Genomic DNA, 25,054 nt, shown 5'->3' with positions numbered 1-25,054 from the left:
ATACACACTTCTACATACCTATACCCCGTATAGGTATGTTAAAATCATTTTGTGAAAATAAAATACCAGATTAAAGGAGAGATCATCGATCATCATGAAAATCGCAATTATGCTTTTTGATGGGATCACAGCATTAGATGCAATTGGTCCTTACGATGTGTTCGCCGCTACACTGAAATGTGAAGTGAAGTTTGTCGCTAAGAGAAAAGGTTTAATCAAACTGGACTCGAATATGGGGTATTTGCATGCCGATTACAGCTTTTCTGAAGTTACCTCAGCTGATATTCTTGTTGTTCCAGGCTGTAGTCCGCCAAATTATAAAACGCCAATGAATGATGAAGAAACGTTAAATTGGATTCGCCAAATACATGAAACTACGAAATGGACTACGTCGGTTTGCAACGGCTCATTGATATTGAGTGCAGCAGGCTTGCTAAATGGAATCGTAGCCACCACTCATTGGGGCTCCTTCGATCTGCTCCAATCCCTTGGAGCCATACCTACAGATGAGAGAGTCGTTCGTCAGGGTAAAATGGTTACTGCAGCTGGTGTTTCCTCTGGTATCGATATGGCGCTCCAATTAATAGCATGGGAATTGGGAGAGGATACAGGCAAAGCCGTACAGTTGATCTTAGAATACGATCCTCAACCTCCATTTGACACAGGTTCACCAAAGAAAGCGCCCGCTGTATTGGTCGCACAAATAAAAGGGATGTTACAAGAGTTTGCAGAACGGGAGCCTAATGTGTAAATCACAAACCATTCGACAGCCTTTTTTTAAAAAAGACAAAAGAGACTCAGCCATGTTCCTGGCTGGGTCTCTTTTATCTTTAGAGGATCTTCATCGGCAAATGGGTTAACGACTGTCCTACAGCGGAAGTTGTAAGGTGATGCTCCAGGTCAAAGGATTCAACAGCTTCAATACCAGAAACCTTCTCCACAAATGCCTTCAAGGCAATGTTCAGCTCCATCCTTGCCAAAGGCGCACCTAGACAAAAGTGAGGGCCATTGCCAAAGGTTAAATGCTTTTTGTTATTGGCACGATGAATATTGAGCTCAAACGGATTTTCAAACATGCGCTCGTCCATATTCGCCGCGCTCATCCACGAGATGACAACGTCGCCTTTTTTCAAATCGACCCCTAATAGATTGTTATCCTGCTTAACCGTACGATGTCGTTTGGAGCAGTGGAATCGATAACGCAGCATTTCCTCAACAGCTTGAGGAGCCAGATTCGGATCTTTTCTTAATTGCTCATACAACGATTTTCCTTCATGCAAAAAAGAATAGAACATGCTGGAAATCGTATGGCTCGTAGTTTCTATCCCTGCTCCGAGCAAAAGCATCGATGTCCGTACCACTTCGTCTTCGGTGAATCTTTCCCCGTCTACCTCTACATTCAATAGATCCGAAATAATATCATCGCCAGGATGTGTCCGCTTATGAACGACCATAGGGTATAAAAATTGATAATATTCCTGTGCGGCTGCCTGTTTTTTCAATTCAATCTCTTCTGCGTTCTCCTCGCCGGCCGGCTGGAACAAAATGTCTACCCATCCTTTAAAAAGGGTGCTGTCCGTAAGAGGAATGCCCAGCAAATCAGCCATAACCATTGCGGGCAGCGGAGTTGCCAGTGCCTGAACGATATCAATCGTCGTATTTGGTTCAATGTCCTCTACCAGCCGCTTTGCGATGTTGTTAATGCGAGGCTCCCAGTTTTTTAAGCTGCGGGGTGTAAAAGCTGCGGATAACAAGGAGCGGCTCTTGAGATGGCGCGGAGGGTCTATGCTTGAAACATTCAGTTTATCCGGAGGCGTCCCCTCCTTGTTCTTCGCTCCAACTAAAACCGTAGTTCTAGACCCTTCGCTTGAGAAATACTCATGCTTGCTCAGTACCATCTTGACATCGTCATACCTGAAGACATTCCAAGTGTCAGTGCCTTCATGATAATATACAGGGTGTTCGGACAGCATTTTCCGATACCATTCGAGTGGAAAAAATTCTTCCGATCTTGACTGAAACCGCGAAATTTCATGAACCGCAATCACTTCTTTGTACATAAAGATGCCACCTCCAGATTAATTACATAAATTCACAAACTAGAGCATACTCATTATTCCATTTTTCAGACGCCTTGTTTAGCACTTCAATACATCACATAATAATTATACCACTCGTTCATTTTATTGGAATAATTCGTAAGAACTATTTGGGAATTCTCTGTATTTAGGCATCTATTTTATACGACTAGTTCAATTTTGTGTTTAATCCGTTTAGCTCATTTCGAATGTGGTCTGTTTTGCTCTATATACCACCAGCATTCATTGGCAATCTTTCTAGCTTCATTCTGATAGACGCTGGACTCAAATTCGATTTGAAAGGCTTTTAATACTACTTCCAACATCGATATATTGAGCTCAGCATCTATAACCAACGACAGAAGTCCTTTTGTAAGTTCTTGAGCTTTGGTGGTTGCTTCCACTTGATGAATGGAATGACTGAACGTTTGAAGCTCAGCCACTAGGCTGGCTTTATCCAGCACGATTGGTTTGGACAAGGGGTTGATCAATGCAAGGTTGTCAGAATCAATCATATGTTCATGCCTCTCTAGCATGGCTCTCAACAAAATTTCGACATAATTCAACAACTTGGGTACGAGATTTTTCCAATCCGGCTGTTCGAGGCGGAAGTTCCGCCATGTATTGGAAATTTGATGGATCATGCCTAAACAAAAAATGGCTCCTTCAAAGGTATAGGCTTTTAATTCTTCTCCATATATTTGGGTCAGCCGTCCCGATAGCCAGTCCAACTGGATTCGAGTCAGATGCTGCAAATCCAACTCCCCTGAATATAAGCCTGTCCAAAATAATTCAAGAACACGCTGCTTTTCCGGGATCGTAATCGGAACCACAAGTTGATCCACGAGCAAGTCGAAATCCGAGGCATAGCTCAAGGATTCCAGATCTTTTCGAAGTATCATATCTTCCTGTGTACGTTGTTCCAAAATCGCCAGGATACAATCGTCCTTGGAACCGAAAAATTTGTAAAAGGTGCCTTTGGATACGCCTGATTGGTCCAAAATCATTTGAATCGAAGTATTTGCTACACCATATTCCTCAAATAGCACAAGTGCTGTATCCAACAATCGTTTTTTACGTTTATTCATAAGCTCCCCCTGGATTCTTTTGCATTCAGATGTATAAAGTGATTGTATCACCCAAGTGGGGAAAGAAAACAGAGTTACAAAAGGCTCATTCGAGTCATTGGAAAACGGAGCCCCAATTACTCCCATCATACGGTTGTTCTTCTACCGTTGCTGCTGCATTATGTGAAATCTGGCTCTTTTATTGATCTTCAATAAAATGACCGCCTTTTAAATGAAATTTTTCCGGACTCACCCGAGCTGATTATTTGTGCTCCGACAACCATTTAGAAATGCTTTGAATTTCCGCTTCGGATAGTTTTGTTCCGAACTTCGGCATACCTTTTCGGCCGTCCGTGACAATCCGAGCAATCTCTTCCTGCGTTAATGTGCTGCCAACGCTTTGCAGGTTCGGACCCGCCCTGCCCTGCAAGTCCGTGCCATGACAAGTCACGCATTTTTTCATGTAGAGGGTCTCTGCATCGCTATTTTGAACCCTTTCTCCTTCAATATTGTTGTTCTTCGTGTTGAATCCAGTGGTTGATTGGCCACATGCCGACACAATCAAAGCTCCTATAATGACGCCTATCACTGCACCGTATCTGAGCCTTCTAATCATTTCACTCCTCCTCCTCATTCCGTTTCAACTGCTATCATAACGAATCATCGAATTTTTAAAATGACTACTTATAGCTATTTCAGCCTCTGAAATATGGAGGTTTCACAACATTTGATCGGTGAAAAATAAAAAGAGTCGAATCTTATCATCAGACAAGATCGGACTCTTTTATTTCCAAATAAGAATGTCTTTTTCGATTTTGATGTAAAAAAACAAGCATCAGCAAGGCAAAGACGAGTACGACTGCAAAAATACCAGACAAACATAGCCCAAGCATTAAAACAATAATAAACGCAAGGATCGTATTTTTGACTAGAGCCATACCAACAAGAAATAAAATGACACCTAAAGTGCTAGTGACCAGAAACCTGTTATAGTTGAACTTCTCGGCAATTGCTCCGGAAAAAATTCGCCCAACAACCATGGCGATCCAAAAAAAGGTAACCGAAAGCGTGGCTGCTGAAGTATCCAAATGATATTGCTGAACGAATATGGACGGCAGAAAATTAACTAAGCTGGTTTCAATGCCGACATACAAAAATACGAAGCAAATTAAAAAGGCATATTTTAAAATAGCAAATCGCTATTTGCCCGTTTGATCGAGTGCTTCAGCATGTAGGGCTGGGGTTTGCTGTGATTTAGGGCTGTCAGGCTTCTTGCTCCAAAGAATGAGGTTTATTATGGCGAACACAATAACGATAGCAAATGACCATATCCAGGAAACGTTGGCTATTAATAAGCCCGACATGACGGGCTTAAGCAAAGCTCCGAATCCAAACGCAACCTCTAGCCGACTCATCATCACAGCCCCATTATTAGATGATTCCAACAGAAACGTCCCTATAACCGTTTGAGTCATTCCAAAAGCAAAACCGTTTAATGCAGCAAGCAGCAAAATGTCCGATCTCACGTTTCTCATCCGATTCTCTGACCAGACGCTCTTTATATTCATAAATCGCTTTTTCTTTTGCTGGCAGCATAGCTCCACCATGTGTACGGATGATGAGACCAGACTCCTCCATCTTTAATAAATCTCTGCGAGCGGTATCGCGTGACACATTGAATTGCTGACAAATATCTTTAATATCGATTCGCTGATGCTGATTTAAATGCTCAATAATAGCGTTTAACCGCTCCTCTTGAAACATGCCAATCCCCCCTAAATTCCTGCTGATGAGCGTTCACTCGCAAACAACTATATAAGGCGTTTTACATCATATATTAAGTATTTTCAATCACTTATCTTCTTTTATGCATCATTTTTTCGATTAAAAAAATGGCTGCACAGGTTTGATTGCCTGTACAGCCATTGATATCACTGGTATCTCGTTATATGGCGGTATGCCGCCACCTACAATGCTTCATGATTTTCAGCTTGCTTCGTATCTCTCATTGAGAAGCCATGGTTTTAAAATGTTGAATGATATATTCACGAAAGTTTATCGCTGCAAGCGATAAGTACCGATCCTTCATCCATGCCAAATAAAAGGTTAATTGGCATGATGGTTTTTCAATTTCAATGTAGGTTAGGTCGGAATACTCTTCACGAGAGCCTGCCGGCTGGAAGGCAATCCCTAATCCTGAACGAATGAGACTGGCAATGGCTGCTGGTTCATCGCCTTCACATATCGTGCGAGGAATGAAACCCGCTTCCTTGCAACAGGCATCCATTAATTCTCTAAAGGAATATCCCTGTTTGAGGGAAATAAAATCTTCCTGGGCTACTTCATGGAGTGAAATCCGTACAGCACCTGCCAATCGATGCGTTTGCGGCACCGCAATCATGATCTTCTCCGTAATTAGCGGAACATGTTTAATATCATCACGGCTAATTAATTCGGTTGTGAGAAAAAAATCAATCTCATTGCGTTCCAGCAGCAGCATTTTATCCTGCTCTGTTGATGCCTGGGTAATTCTAAAATTAGCGTCTGGATATTGAGCTAAATAAGGAGAAAGCACGTTAGATAACCGATTTAGCGTAGTAACAGCAAGGGAAATTCTATTTTGCTCCCGATGAGCTAACGCCGTAACTTCTCTTCTTCCCTCTTCCAAGCTGGCCAAGGCGATGTTGACTCTCTTTAAATAGGCCGTGCCCTGTTCATTGAGGCGAATTTTCCTGCCTACCCGATCAAATAAAGCAACACCTAAATCATCCTCCAATCGTGATATGATCATACTGAGTGCCGGCTGGGCCATATTTAAATGATTAGCCGCTTTTGTCATATGTTCTGTGCGGGCAACGGTTTGAAAATATTTGAGATGCATCAAATCCACACTCATCCCTCCTTTCACTCATATAAAATTAATTATGATTATATAATAATTTATATATTTTTAATAATGAATATATTGATTTATACTGGGAATATTCTAATGCACTTTGGAGGTCGCCCATGGCACAGCAATTAGCTTTTCCCACTTCACGATCAACTGAAAATCCAGATAAGATGCTCCGCAAGGTTACATGGGTTGTCGCGCTTGGCGTACTTCTCAATCCGCTTAATTCATCGATGATTGCCGTTGCTCTTTTGCAGATTGGCAATGCGTTTCAGGTCAATTTGGCGACGGTCACCTGGCTGCTTTCCGGTTTTTACTTAGCCGGAGCTGTCGGTCCCTCCCTTGCAGGCAAGCTATCCGATCTGTTTGGAGCCAAAAAAATTTTCATGAGTGGACTTATACTCGTTGTAATCAGCAGCCTGCTGGCAATATGGATATCAAATTTCGGCATGCTATTGGCGCTGAGAATGATGCAAGCACTTGGCAGTGCCGTTGCTTTCCCTGCTGGCATGTCCATGCTACGCTCGACCGCAGCAAAGCACAATGAGCAGGATCATCCAGACCGGATTTCCTCGGCGTTAGCCCTTGTCTCCATTATGGCTAACGTCATGGCTGCATTCGGCCCTACACTTGGAGGCATTCTTGTCGGTTCTGTCGGTTGGCCGTCTATTTTCTGGATCAACATTCCCATTGCATTGGCTACATTATTTATTGCTCGACTATGGCTGCCCAAAGACCAAGACCGGCAAGCAGCAAGCAGCGAAGATGCCTTCCCGGCCTCCACACCAAACATTTGGTCACGTATCGATATTCCGGGAATCACTCTCTTTATGATCATGCTTACTACTCTAATGTTGTTTCTGTTGTCCTTGTCAAAAGGAATGTCATGGTGGCTTCTTGGCTGCGCAATCATATCCATGCTTGCACTTGTGATATGGGAGAAGCGGGCAGCCAATCCGTTTCTTAACTTACAGATGCTCACTTCCAACCGCCGATTGCGGTCTGTGTATTTTCAGTATATTGGAGTGAATATTGTATTCTATTCCCTATTCTTCTGTATCCCGCTATGGCTCAGTCAAGTGAAAGGCTTTGATCCGAAAACCACCGGCTTGCTAATGCTGCCATTAGCTGGACTAGGTATAATCATGACTTCCGTGGCAGTCAAGTGCAACAAGCGTTTCGGCTACCGTACAACGATTATCGCTGGCAATGGTCTTCTTGTACTCAGTACGTTGCTTCTGCTGCTTTTGGGCGATAACAGCTCTATCCTTATAATTGTTCTGATTAATGCAATGCTTGGCATTCCTAATGGGTTCAACAATATGGGGCTGCAAACTGCTTTATACGTTGTAACTCCAGCGCAAGAGACCGGAGCTGCTTCCGGCTTATATGTCACATTTCGTTCAATCGGGAGCATCTTATCCACCAGCTTGCTGGGACTTACCTTCGGCGGTGCGATTACATCAAGCGGACTGCACACCATTGGGCTTATAACAGCTGGACTTTCTGTTGTCTTGTTGGTAACCAGCTTATCCCGCAAATTGATATAAACGAGCACTGAAAAAAGCTTGTCCGAATCATCAAAAATGCCCCGGAATCCTTATGGATTTCGGGGCATTTTTCAAGTAAGTACCGCAATTTTATCCCTTTTATTGATGCGTCTTCCACATGCATTCTGTCATTTCAAGCTCGCTAAAAACAGCCTCAAAAGAAGATTGCTCCGGACTGCAGGCATATACGCCAAATTGAATTTCTGCTCCGCCTTCGAACATATGAAAGATACGCATTTGTTTATAAGTGATTCCGTCATAGGAATTTTCAATACAATAATCACTTTCACGACGGCTTAATCGGTAGTACATCGTCTTTACATTTGCCGGGATGTCCGTTGTCGCCCAATCCGAAAACCCATGGTTGGTAACGACACTTCCTAACCGTTGATATTCATCATTTTCAAATTCAATAGACGCTTTAAACCAGTTTTCGCTGTTCTGATAAAGGATAACGCCGCACTGGTCATAACGATGTTTACTGTTAAACTCCGTCTTCACAACAAATGAAAAGTAAGGCTCGACTGTTTTCAGCAATAAAGCGGGGGCGGAATCATTTTGAAAACCGTAATAGGTTCGCTGCCAAAAATCGGTTCCCGGCTCCGTTGTAATTGTAACCTTATAAGGTTCGACGGCATACTTTTTCGGTTCATTAAGCCAAAATGTATGTTGTAATTCATATTTCATTGTATAGGTCTCCTTATTCATAAAAATCGGTTTGAGACTATGCTCCTCAAAAATAGTATGACCTGAATCTACGAGGTTTGCTAGTCTCCATTATTAATTACAATTTTTCCTCGTACCTTATGAGCTTCAATCAGTATATGAGCATCAGCTATTTGAGCAAGTGGAAAAACATGCTCAATGACAGGTATGACACTCCCCTGCTCGCACCTCGTCTCCTACTTTGAAGTTCTTCACCTGCGATCCGCATTCGGTTATGATACCAGAGAAATCAGCGCCAATAATACGCGGGAAACGCCAAGGTCGATGCCTTGAGCATTTTTTGATAGGGGTATAGCCTAAGCTTTCATCTTCTCCAAACAGCTTAAAATAAAGGCTTCCTCCCGCCCCAGATTGTCCTGCAGCTTAGCGTAGATGCTGCAGGACAGCTTCTCGTCCTCTTTAAATCTGTATTTAATCACTAAATTTCGCATGGACAAGTACCGCTGCTTTAAATCCACGCTAGTGTCTAGCAATCGCTGGTCGTATAGCATATGCCCATGATCCATTAAATAGGCAAGGCGCTTTTCCATTAAAAGTTTGTGCTCATACAGCAGGTGATACGCACGCAGGTCAAATCTTCTATATTCAGCTGATGAGGTATCCATATTCTGTGGATCTGTAAGAAGCCGCTGCAGCGCTTGAAATCCGAATTCGAACGGCTGCTCCACCACCAAATCAAACGTAGGTTTGGAGTATAAATAATTTTGCATGCCAGCAGCAATTTGTTCCATATTAATATGGCATTCAAAGTCCGTGTTGCGCTTCAAAAAGCGAATTTCTGTATAGAAATCGTATTTATCGGACGCACACCAATAACCCTCCTCCAACTCCGAAAAAGGGCATTCCGCCTTTATAAACTGCTCCACAAAGTTGTCTGCGACAAGCGCCATATCCTTGTCCAAATCATATCCGTAAATTAATAGCTCATGCATATGATGACCATTTTTGTACGAATCTGTCAAGGATATATAATACCGGTCTACGAAAATATGTACATAATAGCCAAGATCTATCGACTCGATAATGACATCCTTTAATGATTTTCCCCATTTGGCAATGACTATTTCCTGAGGAAGCTGATTATAGGATAGGCCAGGACAGATTTTGAGCAGGATATGGTGATTGTCAAAAGCGAACATTTCCCATAAATAAGCATATCTGATTTGAATAAAGTTATTGAATACCCACCGCCATAACGGTTCGCTTATGATGGAAAACAAGATTCCGTATGGGGTGTACGTGCTAACTTCCGGTTCCTGAAGGTAAAGCGCTTTTCTTGACATGACCTGCCTCCATCCGCTGTGTAATGGCCCTTTCAGACTGCTGCCCTAAAAAATATGGCAGCCTGCATCGACATGGAGAACTTCACCTGTAACCCCTCTTGATAGGACGCTTAGCAAAAACATCGCCGCATCTCCTATTTCATTCTGGTCAATATTGCGCCGAAGCGGCGCCTGCTGCTCCATGGCCGTCAGCTTATCTTGAAAATCAGCAATCGCTGAAGCTGCCGATGTGAGCACCGGTCCAGCCGAGACGGCATTTACACGAATGCCATGCTTGCCTAAATCCTCAGCCAAGTAGCGCACGCTCGCTTCGAGCGCGGCCTTCGCAACGCCCATGACATTATAATTTTTCACGACACGACCAGATCCTATGTAGGTTTGCGTCACAATGGCGCCTCCCTCTTTCATTAGGCCGCGGGCCTGCTTAGCCATTGCCACTAATGAAAAGCTGCTGGCGTTTTGCGCCAGCAGGTAGCCTTCTCTCGTCGTGTCGATATATTCTCCTTGAAGTTGATCCGCATAGGCGATAGAATGCACGAGACCATGAATCGTCCCGACCTGTTCTCCAATGGTGCTGAATGCCTCTTCAATGCTCGCATCATTCAGTATATCGCATGGAACAACAGCTGCCGCCTCTATTCCGTGCTCCTGAAGCAGCTTCGTCAGTTTACGCAAAGACTTATCCTTTCGGTAAGTAAACACAAGCCTTGCTCCTTCTCGATGAAGCGATTTAGCAACTCCCCACGCTAAACTTTTCTCATTAGCAACGCCTGATACGACAATGGTACGGTCTTTCATCAGCATCAGCTCTATCTCCTCCAAGCAAGGTTATATTCCTTTATGCAGCTAGCTGTTAATGATTATTGGAGCATGGAAAGCAGGCTTTCCAGCTCCTCATAATCCAGTTCTTTAAAGATGGGCTCCGTCTGCTGGAAGGTGCATAGTGCCAGCGCATGATCATCATCTGCAAAGGTTTGCATAAAATAAGCGGCAGACGCCCCTGCTTCAAGGCTTGCCGCCACTTCACCGTCCTCCTTGATTAAGAAAGAGAAGGAGTCAAGCGGAATCGACATTCCTTTGCCTACTGCCTTGATATAGCTTTCCTTTAACGTCCACAGCTGGTAAAAATACGTGAGCTGGCGGCTTCCAGCCAAACTCATCAGCATCTCATATTCAACCGGAGCGAAGAACCGCTCTGCAATCGACAAGTCTTGCGGCTTCATGAGCTCAACATCAATTCCGACCGGGCAGTCGCCGAAGGCGCAGACTACCCAGTCTCCGGAATGTGACACATTAAACTCGCAGTCAATGGTAGCGTTATCTAGCAGCGGCTTGCCAAACTCATTTTTGCAGAAAGAAAGCTCATTATTCGACAGCTGCCACCGCTTGCAAATCGCAAGACGGGCCAAAATCTCACCCGTCAGCGATCGATAAGCGTCAATCGGCCGGCGAAAGCGGCGGACAGCTTCCCGCTTGCTTTCTGAAACGTATTTCAGCATAACGGGGTAAAGCGCCGCAGCTTTCCTCTCATCCAGCCGCAGCATATAAACCTCAATCATGGATAAACTCCTATCGGGAAATTTTTTCTGCTAGACGTGAAGGAGCAAGATAGTCGTTTAATTCATAATACATGCCCGTCTCGTCAATAATTTGATGGAACCAGCGTGTCTGCTCTTCTACCGAAACCTTCTTCGTATCCAAAATGATTTTCAGCAAATCGAGCGCTGTTCTCATTTGTTCCAAAGCTGGCTTCTCCCCTGTCTCCTCAAGACGATCCTGGATCTCCTGAATTTTGCGGTACGACTTCACAACCTTCTCCTGGTACTCCTCATTATCCCAGTTTTGGTTAAGGGTAGCTACTGCGACAGCCAGGCTTCGCGTAATAATCGTCGGGATATGCTTTCTTAGACCCGGATAAGCGGCTAAAATTTGCTCGATTTTTTTGCGATCCTCCTTCGTGCCATAGCAGAGTGCTTCAATTCCATCCACGTTCGCCTTCACCATATTGGTTAATACATTTTTAGGTCCCATTTCAACCGTAAGTGTAACGCCTTTATGTTTAAAATATTGCATCGTACGTTCCCATTGTACCGGGCTAGTTAAATGCAGCGCAAGATTTTGCGCTACTTTCTCCGAATGTGCCATCGGCTCGGCATTGCGGTTCGTAATGACCGGATATTTGAAAAAACCGTACTCCAGCCCGGACAATTTGTCCAATAATTGGTCAGCCATCGGCTGCATGAAGCTGCAGTGGAACGGTGCACTCGCAAGCAGCGGCGTTGCCAGCCCGCCATGATTCGCGAGCCTATCCTCTAGTTCCATAACCGCATCGCTTTCCCCGGAAATCGCGGTTTGATTCGGCGTATTATAGCAGGACACCCAAACCTGACGGCCCTCCTGCTCCATCGCTTTGCACTCATCCACAACCAGCTTTCGCTCAACGCCATCAATAATGGACATGGCTCCAACATCGCTTGACGCAACCTCGTCGGTCATTTTTCCCCGTTCGTGCAGCAGCTTCACCGCATCGGAAAAACGAATCGCTCCCGCGCAAGTAAACGCCGCATATTCGCCAAGGCTGTGCCCGGCAAGAAATTGCGGAACAATACCAATCTCCTGCATATAAACGCGGAAGCTGGCTACGCTTGATACGAGAATGGCAGGCTGGGCATTTTTTGCTTTGGACAGCTCTGCAAGCGAGCCTTCAAAGCAAAGCTTAGCCAAATCATAGCCAAGCACATCGTTAGCTTCCTCGAACGTTTGCTTCACGATCGTATATTGGTCATAAAGACCTTTCGACATGCCGACAAAATGAGAGCCTTGACCCGGGAACAGAAACGCCATTTTTTCCATTATTACTTCCTCCAATATCATATTAGCCGTATTTTTTCCGTAAACAGGCACGCACGACCACTTAACCTGCTATCCTGCTTCAGCTATACCCTCTAGCCGATGTTCATCGTGAACCTGTTTTGTTTATTCATCCATTCATTCAACACGGCTGATTAAGGTGAGATAGTCTGGAGCGCTTTGCAGATGGGCAGCATCATGCTCGAAAATGAGCAGTCCGTCCCTCTCCTCCACTTCCTTAAATCCAGCAAATTTATACGTAAGCAGCATCATGCGATTACGGTCAGTAGGCACGAACTCAGCGCGCAATACCGCTCCCGCATCATGCGCCATCCTGGCGATGTATTGAAGCATGACGCTGCCTACGCCTCTGGACATGACACGGCATGACATTAACAGCAGCTTCAGCGTCCAAATATTATCCTTGCATTCAAGCAGCGTTAAGCCGATCTTGCCGTACGTGCCGTATTTATCCTCCAATTCGGAAATAAACAGCTTATGGTTCGGTGAATGGCGGAATGCATCCAATTCCTCATAGGAATACGTGTAGCCCGTTGCATTCAGCTGATGAGTTCTTACCGTCAGCTCCTCCGCCCGCTTCAAATCGTCTCCCTCAACCGAGGAAACCGTAAATACCATACTTAGCGAAGCGAGAAACTCCTCCTGTGAGCCATCGAAGCTGGCTTCAACTTCATTGCGTACGATATCGCTCATGTAAAGGCTTCTGCGGTTCCGGGAGTCCTCAGTAACAAAGGTTGGATTAAATTCCGGCCTTTCAAGCAGCCCTTCTGTCTCCGCAGCATCTATGCACAGGACGTCTGGATGGTTGAAGCTGACCTCCTCCCGCTCAAACGGCTGATCATCGATAAACGCAATCGTATCCATCCCGATATTAATCGATTCGACGATCGTCTTAATCGAAGAAGATTTGCGGTTCCAGCTGATTTGAGGGTAGATGAAATAATGATCAATCCCGAGCTCTCTCAATTTCTCCGTCGCCACTTCATGCTCATTGCGGCTGGCAATGGACTGCAGGATGCCTCGCTCATCCAGCGTTTTGATGACGTTGACAATATCGCTTCGCAGCTCAACGGTTGTATCCTCCATTAAAATACCGTTCCAAATCGTATGATCCAAATCCCACACGACACATTTGATTTTACGCTTGGCCGTATCCTTCTTCTCCTCAACATTGTACGCCACAGGCATTCATCTCCTTATGAATTGGCTGTTTGAGCCATTGTCCGCCCTGCTCGGCGGCTGGTCACGAACTGCTGCTCTGCAATCAGCATTTCATGCATCTGCGACGTTCCCTCGATGATTTCATTAATTTTGGCATCGCGGAAATAGCGTTCAACCGGATAGCCGCTATGGCAGCCGTTAGCACCATGAATTTGCACCGTATCGCTGGTGATTTTGCCCAGCATAGTCGAAGCAAAATATTTGGCCGTCCACGTTTCCATAATGCTGTCGGGATCGCCGCTATCGCGTAAATATCCGACTTTATAACAAAGCATTCTAGCCGCCTTCACCTGTACGGCCATTTCTGCAATCATCTTCTGAATCAATTGATTGTCCCGGAGCGGCCGTCCAAATTGGACTCTAGTGCTTCCGTATTCTAGAGAAGCCTCCAGACAGGCCTGCGCCAAACCGACACAACCGCACGCTATAGTGTACCTGCCGTAATCGAGACAAGGCAGCGCGATATGAGTCAGTCCCATGCCGAGCTTGCCAAGCAAATTTTCTTGCGGAATTCGGCAGTCGGAAAGCACGACTTCGGCAATCATAGATCCCCTTGCACCGAGCAGGCCGGACATGGGCAATACCGATACTCCGATTCGCTCCCGCTCAACGAGGAATGCCGCTGGCTGGCCGCCCACTTTGGCGAAGATGAGAAACAGATCGGCAATTTGCGCGATCGTAATCCATTTTTTGCGGCCATTCAATACGTATTCGTCCCCGTCTAACTCGGCCGTTGTCTCAATACTCTTGGCATCGCTGCCGGCGTTTGGCTCCGTTAGGCCAAATGCTGCCAATGTGCTGCCGGTTGCAAGCTTCGGCAGCCAGTTGCTCTGCTGCTGCTCTGTTCCCCAGCGCAATATAGCAAGGGATACCATTCCGTGAACGGTCAACAAGCTTCTTGCGGACGAGCAGCCGCGACCCGCCTCTTCGTTAAGAATGCCTAGCGTGACGTTGTCCAGCTCCATACCGCCGTATTTTTTGGGCAGCATCGATCCCAGATAGCCAGCCTCTGCCATTTTCCTAAGCATATCTGGATGAATACGCTCCTCGCTGTCATTGAGATCAGCTAGCGGCGCCATCTCGCTATCAACAAACGCGCTGAACTCATTTTGCCAATTTTCCTGTTCTGGAGTCAGTTCAATTTTCATCCTTAACCTCCCGATACTTGCGAAGACTGCTGATCAACCGCTGCTTTCTCTTGAATCAGACTGACCATCCGGTTAATGGTGCGGAAGTTGTCCAAATCCATGTCACGGCTATCGATAGTAAGCGCAAATTCCTTCTCCAGAAACATAACCAGCTGCATCGCGAACAGGGAATTGACAAATCCTAATGCGAAAATATCCTCATCGTCCCCAAGCTCATGCTTGCGGAAAAACCGCGATAAAAACTTCTTGATTTTAACTTTCATTTCTTCCATTATTGGCACTCTCCTCATCCCGATTCGGGTTAATCTAGTACGAAATCCAATCATTAGCAGTCATTAACAGGCATTAGCATGCATGATTACGCATTAGTACGTATAAAACCCTTGACCGCTCTTGCGGCCATGCAGCCCCGCGTCGACCATTTTCCTAAGCAGCGGACAGCAGCGGAACTTCGAGTCCTGATAGCTTTCATAAAGGACATTCAAGGAATGCACGACCGTGTCCAGACCGATCAAGTCAGCCGTTTCGAGCGGCCCCATCGCATGTCCGTAGCATTTTTTAAAAATTTCATCGACTTCCTCCGCGGACGCCACCTGATCCTGCACGACATAAGCAGCTTCATTCATAAACAAATGGGAAATACGATTGGATACAAAGCCCGGATAGTCGTTAACGACGATCATTTCCTTGCCCATGCTGCCCATAAGCCCATCGACCGCTCGGATACATTCCTCAGAGGTATGAAAACCGCGAATGACCTCGACCGTTTTTTTGGTTGGCACCGGATTCATAAAATGAGTTCCGATGACCTGCGGCGCACGTGTGGTCACAGCGGCCAGCTTTGTAATGGAGATGCAGGACGTGTTAATCATAAAAATGCAATCTTGCTGGCAGATGCCATCAATAAGCTCGTAAATGCTGCGCTTGACGTCCCAATTTTCCGTAGCGTTCTCGATGACAAAGCTGACGTCGCTGAGATTATGATGCTCCGTCGTAAACACAATGCGGTCCATAATTTGCTCTGAAGGCTCCAAGTTTCCCGAGGAGCCGAACAGCCCACGGAATCGCAGTTGGGTGGCAATTTCCTCCCTGGCCTGTTCAAGCTTCGCTTGCTCAATGTCTACAAGTACCACCGATAAGCCTGATTGGGCGAGCGCTTGGGCAACCCCTCTTCCCATTACACCTGCTCCGATTACCCCGATTTTCACAGCGATCTTCACTTCTTTCTTCATTGGATTTTAATAGGTCTGCTCCCTAGCCAGCTAGCCGGCCAGCAAGATAGCAAGACAGCCTTCCTGCTGGCTAGCAAAATGTTGTCTAGTAAGTCGATTGGGTACCTTCCAGCTCAAACGTCTGGGGATGCATGCCCACAAGCTTTGCCGCGTATTCGCGTTCCAGCGCGAGTGCCGAATCCAGCTGCTGGTTCAGCATAACGGCAGATTTGGCGCTTAATTTGGCGGTAAACACCGCTTTTGCCACTAGAGCCCGAATTTGCTTCCAAGCTTCCAGGCTCTCTTCAACCGCGCCTTGCAGCTCCATATACCCACCGGCTAATTTCTCATAGCGATATAGGTCTACGAGCTTGGCATTTACAATTTGATTAAGCGTATCAAGCAAGCTTTCGCCATAATCTTTGATCAGTTGCCCATCCCGCAGCGCTTGTTTAACCTTCTCCAGAAAGCTGTACAGCGACTGCATGCTGCTGTCTAGAAGCTGCTGGCGATGTGCCGCGGCGGAAGCAGTCGTTTCTACTAAGCTATCTGTTTGAGGCACTACATCATCGGAATGAATAGCTGAAAATTCATAATAAACAGGTATTTCGCTTCCAAAATGGTCCATAAAGCCAAGATGCCCCTGCAGCGCATCCTCGTAGCTCACCCATCTTTTCTCATAGGTCAGCCTTTCAATATGGTCATGCTCTATGACGCCGAACATCTGCCTGCTGTCATCAAAGCCGAATACGAGCCATGAATGCGGCCAATGCTGCTTTTTGTACGTTTCAGCCCGGTTTGAGGCGTAGTAGCAGTCAATTCGTACAATAACCGGCTTATTGCTGAGGACAGCTCGCTTGAGCTCCTCGATTACGGAATGTCCGACCGTTCTCGTTTCCGTCCGAATGCCTAATCCTAGCAAAAGCTGCTCTATTGGCCTTGCCGCTGCGTAATCTACCTGAAAGTGAACCGTATCCTCATCATATCGATAGATAACCGTATCATTGGCGAGAATCGGCAGCAGGCTTTGCTGGTAGTAGGACAGAATGGGAAACAGCGAGTGATAGAAGCACTCCTTGTAAAATAAATCGTTAAACGGTTGGATCCGTTCATCATGCTTGAGCGTCAGCAATGCCGCACTAGCAAATGATTCAGATTCAAATGCCGCTCGGCTTTTTGGCGAAAAGATTGCTGCTCCTGCTCCTTCGCCATTCATCCGCCGCAGAAAGCCCCTAATCGTCGGGTAGCGGTAAATCTCCTCGCTTTCGAAGGAAAATCCCGCTTTCTCCAGCTCGACCTCCAGCTTCAACGCTTTTAGCGAATGGCCGCCGACATTAAAGAAGTCGTCGGTTACGCCAATCGTCTCTACCTCCAGCACAGCCTTCCAAATGCGGAGCAGCTTCTCCTCCTGCTCATCTGCTGGCGGCTCGCCGATGGATAGTCCGCTGACCCTTTCATAAGGGCTGGGCAGCTGCTTTCGGTCTATTTTCCCGTTTGGTGTATACGGAAGCTCCCTCAGCGGAATATAGAATGAGGGCAGCATATAATCAGGCAGCCGGGAAGCTATTGCGCTTCTTATGCCTTCCGCCAACAGAGCCGCCGTGGAAACATAGTAGGCGCAAAGAATGTGGCTTCCTTCACCATCCTCCTGTGCAATGCACACAGCCGCTTTAATCTGCTCTAGGCTTAATAGGGCAGATTCGATCTCGCCAAGCTCGACTCTAAACCCTCTAATTTTCACTTGATGATCCATGCGCCCCAGAAATTCAATATCCCCGCCGGGCAGCCTTCGTGCCAGATCGCCTGTCCGGTACATCTTCCCACCGTTTCCATAAGGACATGGTACGAATTTGTCAGCCGTCAGCTCCTCCCGCTTCCAGTAGCCCATCGCGACGCCGTCTCCGGCGATACAAAGCTCTCCAGCCACGCCTTCCGGCAGCAGACGCAGAAGCGGGTCGACAATATACATTTGCGTATTGGCGATAGGTGCCCCAAGCGTTATGCCGCTCGCATTCGTCACATCCTTGACAGAGGACCAAACCGTAGTCTCTGTTGGGCCGTACATATTGTAAATGCTTGCCCCGCCGCACCGTTCCCGAAGCTGGTGAAGCAGCTCATCGGGGAAGGCTTCCCCGCCTACCATAAGCGTCGTTATCTGCTCCAAGCCTGCTTCTGCCGAATTATCGTTCAGCAGCAGTTGAATCCGGGAAGGCGTCGCCTGCAGCAGCTCGATCCGATTGTGCGCAAGCCACCGCTGGAGCATGGCCGGATTATGCTGCTCCTCCTCGCCCGCAATAACAACAATTAGTCCCTGCGTCAGCGGCAGGAGTGTCTCCAGCACGAAAATATCGAAGCAGAGCGTCGTAACGGCAGCAATGGTTTTTCCTTCTGTGAAGGCAGGGATTCGGCCTGTAATGCCCGTTATAAAATTAACGACTGCCCTGTGCGGAACCAGCACCCCTTTCGGCAGGCCAGTAGAGCCGGACGTATAGATTAAATAAGCGGCATCCTCCGGGTCATTCACATTTGAAAGCAGAGGATCGAGCTCTCCATATACCCGATTGTCGTCGAGATTGACGGTTTCCCCCTGAAAATCAACATGGCTGATCAATCCATCCTGTGTAAGCAGGACGCCTGCGCCGCTATCGGCCAGCATATGCCTAATCCGGTCCGGCGGATAAGCCGGATCAATAGGCAAATAGGCGCCCCCAGCCTTCAACACCGCCAAAATCGCGATCATCATTTCCAAAGACCGATTCGTCATGACAGCGGCAACTCGGTGCCTTCCAATGCCCTTGCTGCGAAGCAGGCAAGCGAGCCGGTCCGAACGATCCTTAAGCTCCCCGTAAGTAAGCTCCATCCTGCCAAAACGCAGCGCGGTCCAATCCGCAGTATTCATCGCTTGGCTGTCAAACAGCTCATGTACCGTTTTATCCTTTGGATAACGTATAGCCGCCGGATTTAACCGCTCAAGCGACTCTATTTCCCCCTGTGAAAGCAAGCGTATCTGGTTCAGCGGAATATCCGTTTGCTGAATCACCTCTTCCAGAAAACCGACAAAATGATCAAACATCCGTTCCATATATCGCTGCGAATACATGGAACGTTCATAGAGCAGCTCCAGCTGCAGGCGATCGCCCTCCATAATGAAATAAAAGGTAACCGCAGCTTTCGAGTCCTGCATGTATAAAGGAGCATGCAGCGTATTCAGGGCAACGACCGTTTTGAAGGCAGGGACTGCTGCTTTGGGATTGTGCTTAAGCAGTCTGATAATAGCTTGGAAGGGAATGTGCTTGTACTTCCTTGCCTCCTGCACCGTTTGGCTAACTTGCTGTATATATTCTTTGAACGGCAATGCTTCATCGACATGCACCTGCAGGGCGATCAGCCGGTTGGGGGCAGTGTTTTCTACCGTTTGTTGTCCGGATGGCATGCCAGTGGTCACGATCCGTTCCCCCGTATATCGATGAAGCAAATAGAGTACACCTGAAAGCAAAAACGCATACAAGCCTTGCTGGGAGTACCTGCATAAGGGCAGCAGCCGTTCGGTCAATTCAGGCGGAATCGGGCCTTTGACCAAATCGACCGCTCCCGGGCGCAAGCCAGCATCCTTGAGGTCGCCCTCAAAAGCATTCGGCTCAGCGGAAGGATCAAGCTTGCTAAGCCAATACTCTCTCTCCTCCTGCCATTTGCCGCTCGTCAACAGCATATTTTCCGAATAGGAATCCATATCCATTCCCTCCCTTCTTTTCTACATGGTTGATGGGGATGGCCGCCTAAAAATTAAAGGAGATTTCCTCATCATCCTCATATAACGGCTCCTCGGTTCTACCGCTGGCCAGTTCAATGTTCTGCAGAAGGATATCGGGCTGCTTCGCGATAGCCTCAAGAATGCTCAAGTAATCCTTCAGCATTCGCTCCGCTGTCTGTCGATCATACAGCCGCATGTTGTACTCCAGCCTCAGGCGAAGCATCCCGCCCTGCTCCATAGCCTCCAGCGTCAGTTCATAATCGGTCAGATTATAAACTTCATCGATAGAATGGCCAATCGCCCTTTCATCAACAGGAACATTTTGATAAATAAACACCGTATCGAACAGCGGGTGGCGGTTTGCGCTTCGCTTTACATTCAAATGATGGATCAGCTCGTCAAGCGGGTAATCCTGATTGTCGAAAGCCTGCACTGCGCTTGCTTTTATATGTTCCAAACAGCTTAAGAAGGTCAGTTCCTTACGGGGAGCAAGCCGCATCGCCAGCATATTGATGAACATGCCGAGAATTTTGTCCATTTCCCGCTTTGGCCGTCCCGTAACCGGTGATCCGATGACCAGGTCGTCTTGCGCGGAATACTTGGACAGCAGCACGGCATAAGCGGCAAGCAGCAGCATATACATCGTCGCTCCAGATACGCTTGACTGCTGTTTCAGCTTTTCCGTCAGCTCACGGTCAACCAAGCTCATGACGATACCGCCCTCAAAAACAAAATGCTCGGGCCTTGGCTGATCTGTCGGCAGCCGCAGCACAGGGATTTCGCCCGTAAACGTCTCTTCCCAGAAAAGCTGCTGGCGCTTCATTTGCTCCGTCTGCATGAAGGAGAACTGCCATTCCACATAATCCTTGTATTGGTACGGCAGGGCCGGCGGAGATTCACCTTTGTACAGCTGAACAAGCTCCCGCATGAAAATTTCCATGGATACGCCATCTGTAATAATGTGGTGGGCATCGTAAAGCAGATAATATTTTTCCTCCTCGACCTTCACGAGGCAAAGCCGGAAAAACGGCGGTTCATTCAAATTAAACGGCTGCTTGAACCGATTAATAATGTCTTTCGCCTCAGCTTCATCTGCCTCCCAGTACCCCATCTCGAATGGGACTTGTTCCCTGATGACTTGGACAATTTCCCCATCCATGCTCGTAACAGCTGTTCGCAGCACCTCATGCCTATCAATCATGCGGCGCACAGCCAGCTCCATCCGCTCGGGCTCCACCCGGATGTTCAGCACCGAAACTCTGAACTGATTGGCGCTTGTCAGCTGCGGCTCCCGTTTAAAGCCAAGGAACATGCGTTTCTGGGCATGGGATGCTGGATAGTACGGCTTAATAGCTGCATTCTGCATAGGCGGATACTGGCTCGAGCGGATGGGGTCCCGACTGGCGGATTGCTTTTGCAGATGCTCCGCCAATTGAACGACAGTCGAATATTCGAATAGATCGCTGATCGTCACCATTTCGAACGTATGCGTCTCAATCTCGCCCTGGAGCTTCATTAATACGAGTGAATCTGCACCCATTTCAAAGAAATTGTCATAGATGTCGATCTCCTCATAGCCGAGGACAAGCTTGCAGCATAAGGCAAGCTTCTGCTCCAGCTCAGAGTAGCTGCCGGCCTCCCGGCCAAGCATGACAACGCCTTCCGCGCTGCGTTCCTTCTTCTGCACATTGCCGTCGCTTTGCTTCCGCTTGCTGTCTTTCTTCGCCGCAATCCGCTTCCGAATCGAATCGGAGCAAGATACACCGGAGCGTTCAAGCAGCATAGCACCTGCGCCATCGTAGTGGATTTGTCCTATTAGCGCTCTACTTGCACCGCTTTGCAGCAAAGAAGCGAAGCCTTCAAGCGCTAGCTCAGTCGGCAGCGTCCTGAAAATCGTATCGAATACGTGCCCGCCATCAAAGGCCATCCCAGTCTCTTTCCACGTCGTCCAGTTCACAGTAAGCGTACGCCCGCCTCTTCTTTGCCGATAAGGAGCATAAGCATCCAAATAGGCGTTGGCTGCCGCATAATCCCCTTGCCCGAAGGCACTGAATATGGTCGCGACTGACGAGAACATAATAAAGAAATCAAGTTTCTGGTCTTTCGTAAGCGCATCTAGCACCCATGTGCCATACACCTTCGGAGCGTAGATGGCATTGAACATATCATCGCCTCTGTCAGCAAGCGGCCCGTCATTCGAGACGCCCGCACCGTGCACGATGCCCCGTATTTGTCCATACTTGCTTTTCAAATCAGCAATAACCTTCTCCATAGCGCTATAGTCGGCTGCATCGGCACTGATGCATTCTACCGTCGCACCAAGCCTCTCCAGCTCCTTCACTATGCGAAGCCGCTTTCTAAGCTTGTCTGAAGCCTCGCTGCCTTCTAAAACAGCTTGCCATTCCGAGCTCGGCGGCAGCGGAGTGCGGCTAATCAAAGCCAAATTGACCTTGCTCTGAGCTGCAAACCACTTTGCCACTTCCAGCCCAATGCCGCCTAAGCCGCCTGTAATCAGGTATATCCCTTGCTCCTGCAATTCCAAGCGGCGGCTGGTTTCTAACTGAACGTCTCGCAGCTCAGCAAATATTTCGGTATATCTGTCACCGTTTCGAAGCGCGACACCATACACGTCATTGGCCTGAAGCTCTCCGATTATCTGTCCGAGCGGAACCGATTCCTCTATATCCATATATTTGCATGACACATTTGAGAGCTCCTTGGCCATAACCTTGCCCATGCCGTAAACAGGAGCATGATCGGGTATAAGCAGCTTCTCTGCGCCGGTAGCTTCTACAGCATTTCTAGTGAGGATATGCAGCGCAAGCGGCTGCTGAATTTCCGCCTGCACCAGCGCTTTTGTCAAATAAAACAGACTGTAGGCACCGCTTGCCTGCCGCCGCTTAAGCGTCTCCAGCGAATCGCTGACGTCATGTGCGTCCAGCGCCAATAGATGAATGATTTGGCCAAACGGCACATCCTTCAATGCTTGCATAAGCTGAAGATAGCTTGCCTTGGAACCGTCTATCTGGTAGCCTTCGTTAGAATTTGCTGTGCAGCCAAAGGGCCCATCATCCTCTGCAAGCTTCACCTCGATAACGAGCCTGCCGCTTTCCCGCAAGGATGCAGCAATGGTCTGTCCGACTCCCGCCCGATCCATAAATACGACGGCTGCTCCGTCAATGCCGGATGGTTCGGGGCTTCTGCTGCACTTGCGCCACTGCATGGCGTAGTGCAGCGTAGCTTCAGCACCATCCTTGTCGTCCCGCTGCGGCATATTAAGATCAAGCCAGCAGCGCTGCTTCTCAAAGGCGTAGGTTGGCGCATACGTTTTGCAGCGGCCTTCGCCTTGATACAGCTCCTCCCAATTGACATCCGCGCCGCGGACATACAGGCTGCCAATGTCATGAAGCAGCTGCTTGTCCTTTTTTCCGGTGCCGATAAATTGCCGGACCTTCTCGGAAGCGGTGCGGGTCAGCTCCGCATGCTCCGGCTTTTTAATTTCATTTTCACCCAGTACCTGCTTATTGCCGGAGACGACCTTATGCCTGCCGAAGCGGATATCATCGTGAATGGTTTCATCAAGAGAATGGTCTGCTAACAGAGCGACTTTGCGCATTAGGTCGGCGGCATCCTCGAAAATGATGGCAATGCGGTGCGCATAATGCCCCCTCCCGGTGTTAGCCGTATAGCATAAATCCCGCAGCGGGATTTGTGCTTCCCGGTTTAAGTACTGCTCGTAGCCAGATATGATTCCAAGCAGCGGCGCGATGCTTTTTGCCGATATCGCAAGGATATGAGGCAGCCCGGCGTATACATCGTCTGCGTGCTCCGACTGCTGCGGTGGAGCATACTCCTCCAGAACGATATGGCAATTGGTCCCACTCAGGCCGAAGGCGCTGATGCCCGCTCTGCGTGGATGCTCCCCAGCCTCCCACTCCCGCAATTGGGTGTTGACATAGACTGGCGAATCGCTAAAGCCAATCGTTGCATTAGGGCGGTTGAAATGGGCCGTAGCCGGTATTTTGCGATGCTTTAACGACATAGCGGCTTTGATAACACCGGCAATGCCGGCACATTCGTACAAGTGGCCCACGTTCGTCTTAACGGTGCTGACTGCGCAAAATTGCTTGCGGTTCGTATGCTTTCGGAACGCCCTGTACAACCCTTCTATTTCGAGCGGATCGCCAAGCCTTGTTGCTGTTCCATGCACCTCAATGTAAGACAACGTCTCTGGATCAATGCCTGCGTCCTGCCACGCCTTAAGCAGCACCTCAGCCTGGGCAGCCGAATTGGGAGCGGTTATACCGATGGAAGTGCCGTCCTGGTTAATGGCACTCCCTTTTATAACAGCATATATCCGGTCCCCATCCTTTACGGCCTGGCTAAGCGGTTTTAGCAAAACAGCAGCACTGCCCTCTCCCCAGCCAGCACCCTCGGCCTCTGCGTCAAACGTTCGCGTTCGTCCGTCCACCGCTTCAACTCCCAGCTTCAGGCCTGAGTTGTCGATCGGCAGAAGATTAAGCCTGATGCCGCCTGCAATCGCCATTTTGCAATCGCCGTTATGAATAGCTTTGCTGGCTAGATGAATCGCAACCGACGAGGAGGAGCAGGCTGTATCCAAAATGAGCGTCGGCCCCTTCAAATCAAGCATGTAGGAAATTCTCGTCGGAAGCATGGCGGCAATGTTGCCTGTTAATGCCGTTGCTGCTGATTCCGGCTCGGTTTCCAGTATCATGGAATGATAGCTCGAGCTGCTGGAATAGCCGACGTATACGCCTGTATGGCTTCCAACAAGCTTATTCCCGCCATAGCCAGCGTCCTCAATCGCTTCCCAGGCCGTTTGCAAAAAGATGCGCTGGGAAGGATCCATCAGAGCGGCCTCATTGGGCGTAATGCGGAAAAAGCTGTAGTCGAAGGAAGCTATATCGTGCATGTACGCGCCCGGCGAATATTTTAATTCCCAGCCCATTTCATCCAGCATATTGGTCAGGTAGCCGTCAATGTCAGCACTTCTCTCTTTCGGAAAAGCTCCTACTAAATCAACGCCGGAGGCGATTTGCCGCCAGAACTCCTCTGAGGAGTCAGTGCCCGCAATATGGGAGGCCATCCCGATAATGGCGATGTCCTCCTTGCGGCTCTCCTCTTGCACTGCCTGCGCCTGCCTAAGCAGCGTGACCATGCGGATGGCATCTTCTTTTTCGATTTTTCCTTCGGTAGCTCTCTTGAGAATATAGTGGTAAAGCTTATCCATAGCC

Annotated in this window: 19 protein-coding genes and 2 pseudogenes; 2 read left to right on the top strand and 19 right to left on the bottom strand. The window is 47.9% G+C overall.

Going from position 1 to position 25,054, the window contains the following annotated elements; all coding sequences use genetic code 11:
- The first annotated feature begins 94 nt into the window (after nt 1-94).
- Nucleotides 95-751, top strand: coding sequence for a DJ-1/PfpI family protein (locus ASF12_RS23670; protein WP_056040222.1), 657 nt, complete (start codon nt 95-97; stop codon nt 749-751).
- Between the two features lie 79 nt (nt 752-830).
- Here ASF12_RS23670 and ASF12_RS23665 read toward each other — a convergent pair whose 3' ends face one another.
- From ASF12_RS23665 to ASF12_RS23635, 6 genes and pseudogenes are all read right to left on the bottom strand, one after another.
- Nucleotides 831-2,060: a cytochrome P450 gene (locus ASF12_RS23665; RefSeq protein WP_056040219.1), complete on the bottom strand. Its 1,230-nt coding sequence runs from the start codon at nt 2,058-2,060 to the stop codon at nt 831-833.
- A gap of 218 nt (nt 2,061-2,278) precedes the next feature.
- Nucleotides 2,279-3,166: a TetR/AcrR family transcriptional regulator gene (locus tag ASF12_RS23660; protein WP_056040218.1), complete on the bottom strand. Its 888-nt coding sequence runs from the start codon at nt 3,164-3,166 to the stop codon at nt 2,279-2,281.
- Between the two features lie 241 nt (nt 3,167-3,407).
- Nucleotides 3,408-3,761, bottom strand: coding sequence for a c-type cytochrome (locus ASF12_RS23655; RefSeq protein ID WP_056040216.1), 354 nt, complete (start codon nt 3,759-3,761; stop codon nt 3,408-3,410).
- A 148-nt stretch (nt 3,762-3,909) separates the two neighbouring features.
- Nucleotides 3,910-4,620: pseudogene (locus ASF12_RS35880) on the bottom strand (MFS transporter).
- On the bottom strand, nt 4,577-4,909 hold the full coding sequence (locus ASF12_RS23640; protein WP_081419002.1) for a DeoR family transcriptional regulator: 333 nt from the start codon (nt 4,907-4,909) through the stop codon (nt 4,577-4,579). Before ASF12_RS23640 ends, ASF12_RS35880 begins: the two are co-directional and overlap by 44 nt.
- Nucleotides 4,910-5,150: 241 nt before the next feature.
- Nucleotides 5,151-6,026 (bottom strand): LysR family transcriptional regulator, encoded by an 876-nt coding sequence (locus tag ASF12_RS23635; protein WP_327204943.1) that lies wholly within the window; start codon nt 6,024-6,026, stop codon nt 5,151-5,153.
- A 128-nt stretch (nt 6,027-6,154) separates the two neighbouring features.
- Between ASF12_RS23635 and ASF12_RS23630 the strand changes: the two genes are divergently transcribed.
- Nucleotides 6,155-7,588 carry an MFS transporter gene (locus ASF12_RS23630; protein ID WP_056040209.1) on the top strand — a complete coding sequence of 478 codons (1,434 nt, stop codon included), beginning with the start codon at nt 6,155-6,157 and terminating at the stop codon, nt 7,586-7,588.
- A 99-nt stretch (nt 7,589-7,687) separates the two neighbouring features.
- Here ASF12_RS23630 and ASF12_RS23625 read toward each other — a convergent pair whose 3' ends face one another.
- The 13 genes and pseudogenes from ASF12_RS23625 to ASF12_RS23575 all read right to left on the bottom strand — a co-directional run bounded on the left by ASF12_RS23625 (nt 7,688) and on the right by ASF12_RS23575 (nt 25,050).
- Nucleotides 7,688-8,275, bottom strand: coding sequence for a DUF1349 domain-containing protein (locus ASF12_RS23625; RefSeq protein ID WP_056040207.1), 588 nt, complete (start codon nt 8,273-8,275; stop codon nt 7,688-7,690).
- 80 nt (nt 8,276-8,355) lie between these two features.
- Nucleotides 8,356-8,469 (bottom strand): annotated as a pseudogene (locus tag ASF12_RS33945) (zinc-binding dehydrogenase); the annotation flags it as partial.
- On the bottom strand, nt 8,450-8,599 hold the full coding sequence (locus tag ASF12_RS36660; RefSeq protein WP_442952555.1) for an alcohol dehydrogenase catalytic domain-containing protein: 150 nt from the start codon (nt 8,597-8,599) through the stop codon (nt 8,450-8,452). The gene ASF12_RS36660 and the pseudogene ASF12_RS33945, both read right to left, overlap by 20 nt.
- Before the next feature lie 11 nt (nt 8,600-8,610).
- Complete coding sequence (locus ASF12_RS23620; RefSeq protein WP_056040206.1) at nt 8,611-9,597, bottom strand: hypothetical protein; 987 nt, start codon at nt 9,595-9,597, stop codon at nt 8,611-8,613.
- Nucleotides 9,598-9,642: 45 nt separating this feature from the next.
- Nucleotides 9,643-10,401: an SDR family oxidoreductase gene (locus tag ASF12_RS23615; protein ID WP_056040204.1), complete on the bottom strand. Its 759-nt coding sequence runs from the start codon at nt 10,399-10,401 to the stop codon at nt 9,643-9,645.
- 56 nt (nt 10,402-10,457) lie between these two features.
- Nucleotides 10,458-11,156, bottom strand: a complete 699-nt coding sequence (locus ASF12_RS23610) for a 4'-phosphopantetheinyl transferase family protein (RefSeq protein WP_056040202.1) — start codon at nt 11,154-11,156, stop codon at nt 10,458-10,460.
- A 10-nt stretch (nt 11,157-11,166) separates the two neighbouring features.
- Nucleotides 11,167-12,450, bottom strand: a complete 1,284-nt coding sequence (gene fabD / locus ASF12_RS23605) for an ACP S-malonyltransferase (RefSeq protein WP_056040200.1) — start codon at nt 12,448-12,450, stop codon at nt 11,167-11,169.
- 135 nt (nt 12,451-12,585) lie between these two features.
- A complete protein-coding gene (locus ASF12_RS23600; protein ID WP_235533259.1) occupies nt 12,586-13,650 on the bottom strand; it encodes an HAD-IIIC family phosphatase in 1,065 nt (354 codons plus the stop codon).
- 14 nt (nt 13,651-13,664) lie between these two features.
- Nucleotides 13,665-14,837, bottom strand: a complete 1,173-nt coding sequence (locus tag ASF12_RS23595) for an acyl-CoA dehydrogenase family protein (protein ID WP_056040196.1) — start codon at nt 14,835-14,837, stop codon at nt 13,665-13,667.
- Nucleotides 14,838-14,839: 2 nt separating this feature from the next.
- Nucleotides 14,840-15,109, bottom strand: a complete 270-nt coding sequence (locus ASF12_RS23590) for an acyl carrier protein (protein ID WP_046230893.1) — start codon at nt 15,107-15,109, stop codon at nt 14,840-14,842.
- A gap of 93 nt (nt 15,110-15,202) precedes the next feature.
- A complete protein-coding gene (locus ASF12_RS23585) occupies nt 15,203-16,069 on the bottom strand; it encodes a 3-hydroxyacyl-CoA dehydrogenase family protein (RefSeq protein ID WP_056040194.1) in 867 nt (288 codons plus the stop codon).
- A gap of 85 nt (nt 16,070-16,154) precedes the next feature.
- Nucleotides 16,155-19,778: a non-ribosomal peptide synthetase gene (locus ASF12_RS23580; protein WP_056040192.1), complete on the bottom strand. Its 3,624-nt coding sequence runs from the start codon at nt 19,776-19,778 to the stop codon at nt 16,155-16,157.
- Between the two features lie 46 nt (nt 19,779-19,824).
- Entirely contained in the window at nt 19,825-25,050 is a 5,226-nt protein-coding gene (locus tag ASF12_RS23575; protein ID WP_056040190.1) for an SDR family NAD(P)-dependent oxidoreductase, read from the bottom strand.
- Nucleotides 25,051-25,054 lie beyond the last annotated feature (4 nt).

The organism is Paenibacillus sp. Leaf72, from assembly GCF_001422685.1.
GTDB lineage: Bacteria > Bacillota > Bacilli > Paenibacillales > Paenibacillaceae > Pristimantibacillus.
The sequence above is the reverse complement of the archived record's forward strand: the minus strand, read 5'-3'. Positions and strand labels throughout refer to the sequence as shown.

What these genes read in the sequence shown, in the direction of transcription:
- ASF12_RS23670 (WP_056040222.1), top strand. Translation starts at nt 95, where the DNA reads ATGAAAATCGCAATTATGCTTTTTGATGGGATCACAGCATTAGATGCA.
- ASF12_RS23665 (WP_056040219.1), bottom strand. Translation starts at nt 2,060, where the DNA reads ATGTACAAAGAAGTGATTGCGGTTCATGAAATTTCGCGGTTTCAGTCA.
- ASF12_RS23660 (WP_056040218.1), bottom strand. Translation starts at nt 3,166, where the DNA reads ATGAATAAACGTAAAAAACGATTGTTGGATACAGCACTTGTGCTATTT.
- ASF12_RS23655 (WP_056040216.1), bottom strand. Translation starts at nt 3,761, where the DNA reads ATGATTAGAAGGCTCAGATACGGTGCAGTGATAGGCGTCATTATAGGA.
- ASF12_RS23640 (WP_081419002.1), bottom strand. Translation starts at nt 4,909, where the DNA reads ATGTTTCAAGAGGAGCGGTTAAACGCTATTATTGAGCATTTAAATCAG.
- ASF12_RS23635 (WP_327204943.1), bottom strand. Translation starts at nt 6,026, where the DNA reads ATGCATCTCAAATATTTTCAAACCGTTGCCCGCACAGAACATATGACA.
- ASF12_RS23630 (WP_056040209.1), top strand. Translation starts at nt 6,155, where the DNA reads ATGGCACAGCAATTAGCTTTTCCCACTTCACGATCAACTGAAAATCCA.
- ASF12_RS23625 (WP_056040207.1), bottom strand. Translation starts at nt 8,275, where the DNA reads ATGAAATATGAATTACAACATACATTTTGGCTTAATGAACCGAAAAAG.
- ASF12_RS23620 (WP_056040206.1), bottom strand. Translation starts at nt 9,597, where the DNA reads ATGTCAAGAAAAGCGCTTTACCTTCAGGAACCGGAAGTTAGCACGTAC.
- ASF12_RS23615 (WP_056040204.1), bottom strand. Translation starts at nt 10,401, where the DNA reads ATGCTGATGAAAGACCGTACCATTGTCGTATCAGGCGTTGCTAATGAG.
- ASF12_RS23610 (WP_056040202.1), bottom strand. Translation starts at nt 11,156, where the DNA reads ATGATTGAGGTTTATATGCTGCGGCTGGATGAGAGGAAAGCTGCGGCG.
- fabD (WP_056040200.1), bottom strand. Translation starts at nt 12,450, where the DNA reads ATGGAAAAAATGGCGTTTCTGTTCCCGGGTCAAGGCTCTCATTTTGTC.
- ASF12_RS23595 (WP_056040196.1), bottom strand. Translation starts at nt 14,837, where the DNA reads ATGAAAATTGAACTGACTCCAGAACAGGAAAATTGGCAAAATGAGTTC.
- ASF12_RS23590 (WP_046230893.1), bottom strand. Translation starts at nt 15,109, where the DNA reads ATGGAAGAAATGAAAGTTAAAATCAAGAAGTTTTTATCGCGGTTTTTC.
- ASF12_RS23585 (WP_056040194.1), bottom strand. Translation starts at nt 16,069, where the DNA reads ATGAAGAAAGAAGTGAAGATCGCTGTGAAAATCGGGGTAATCGGAGCA.
- ASF12_RS23580 (WP_056040192.1), bottom strand. Translation starts at nt 19,778, where the DNA reads ATGGATTCCTATTCGGAAAATATGCTGTTGACGAGCGGCAAATGGCAG.
- ASF12_RS23575 (WP_056040190.1), bottom strand. Translation starts at nt 25,050, where the DNA reads ATGGATAAGCTTTACCACTATATTCTCAAGAGAGCTACCGAAGGAAAA.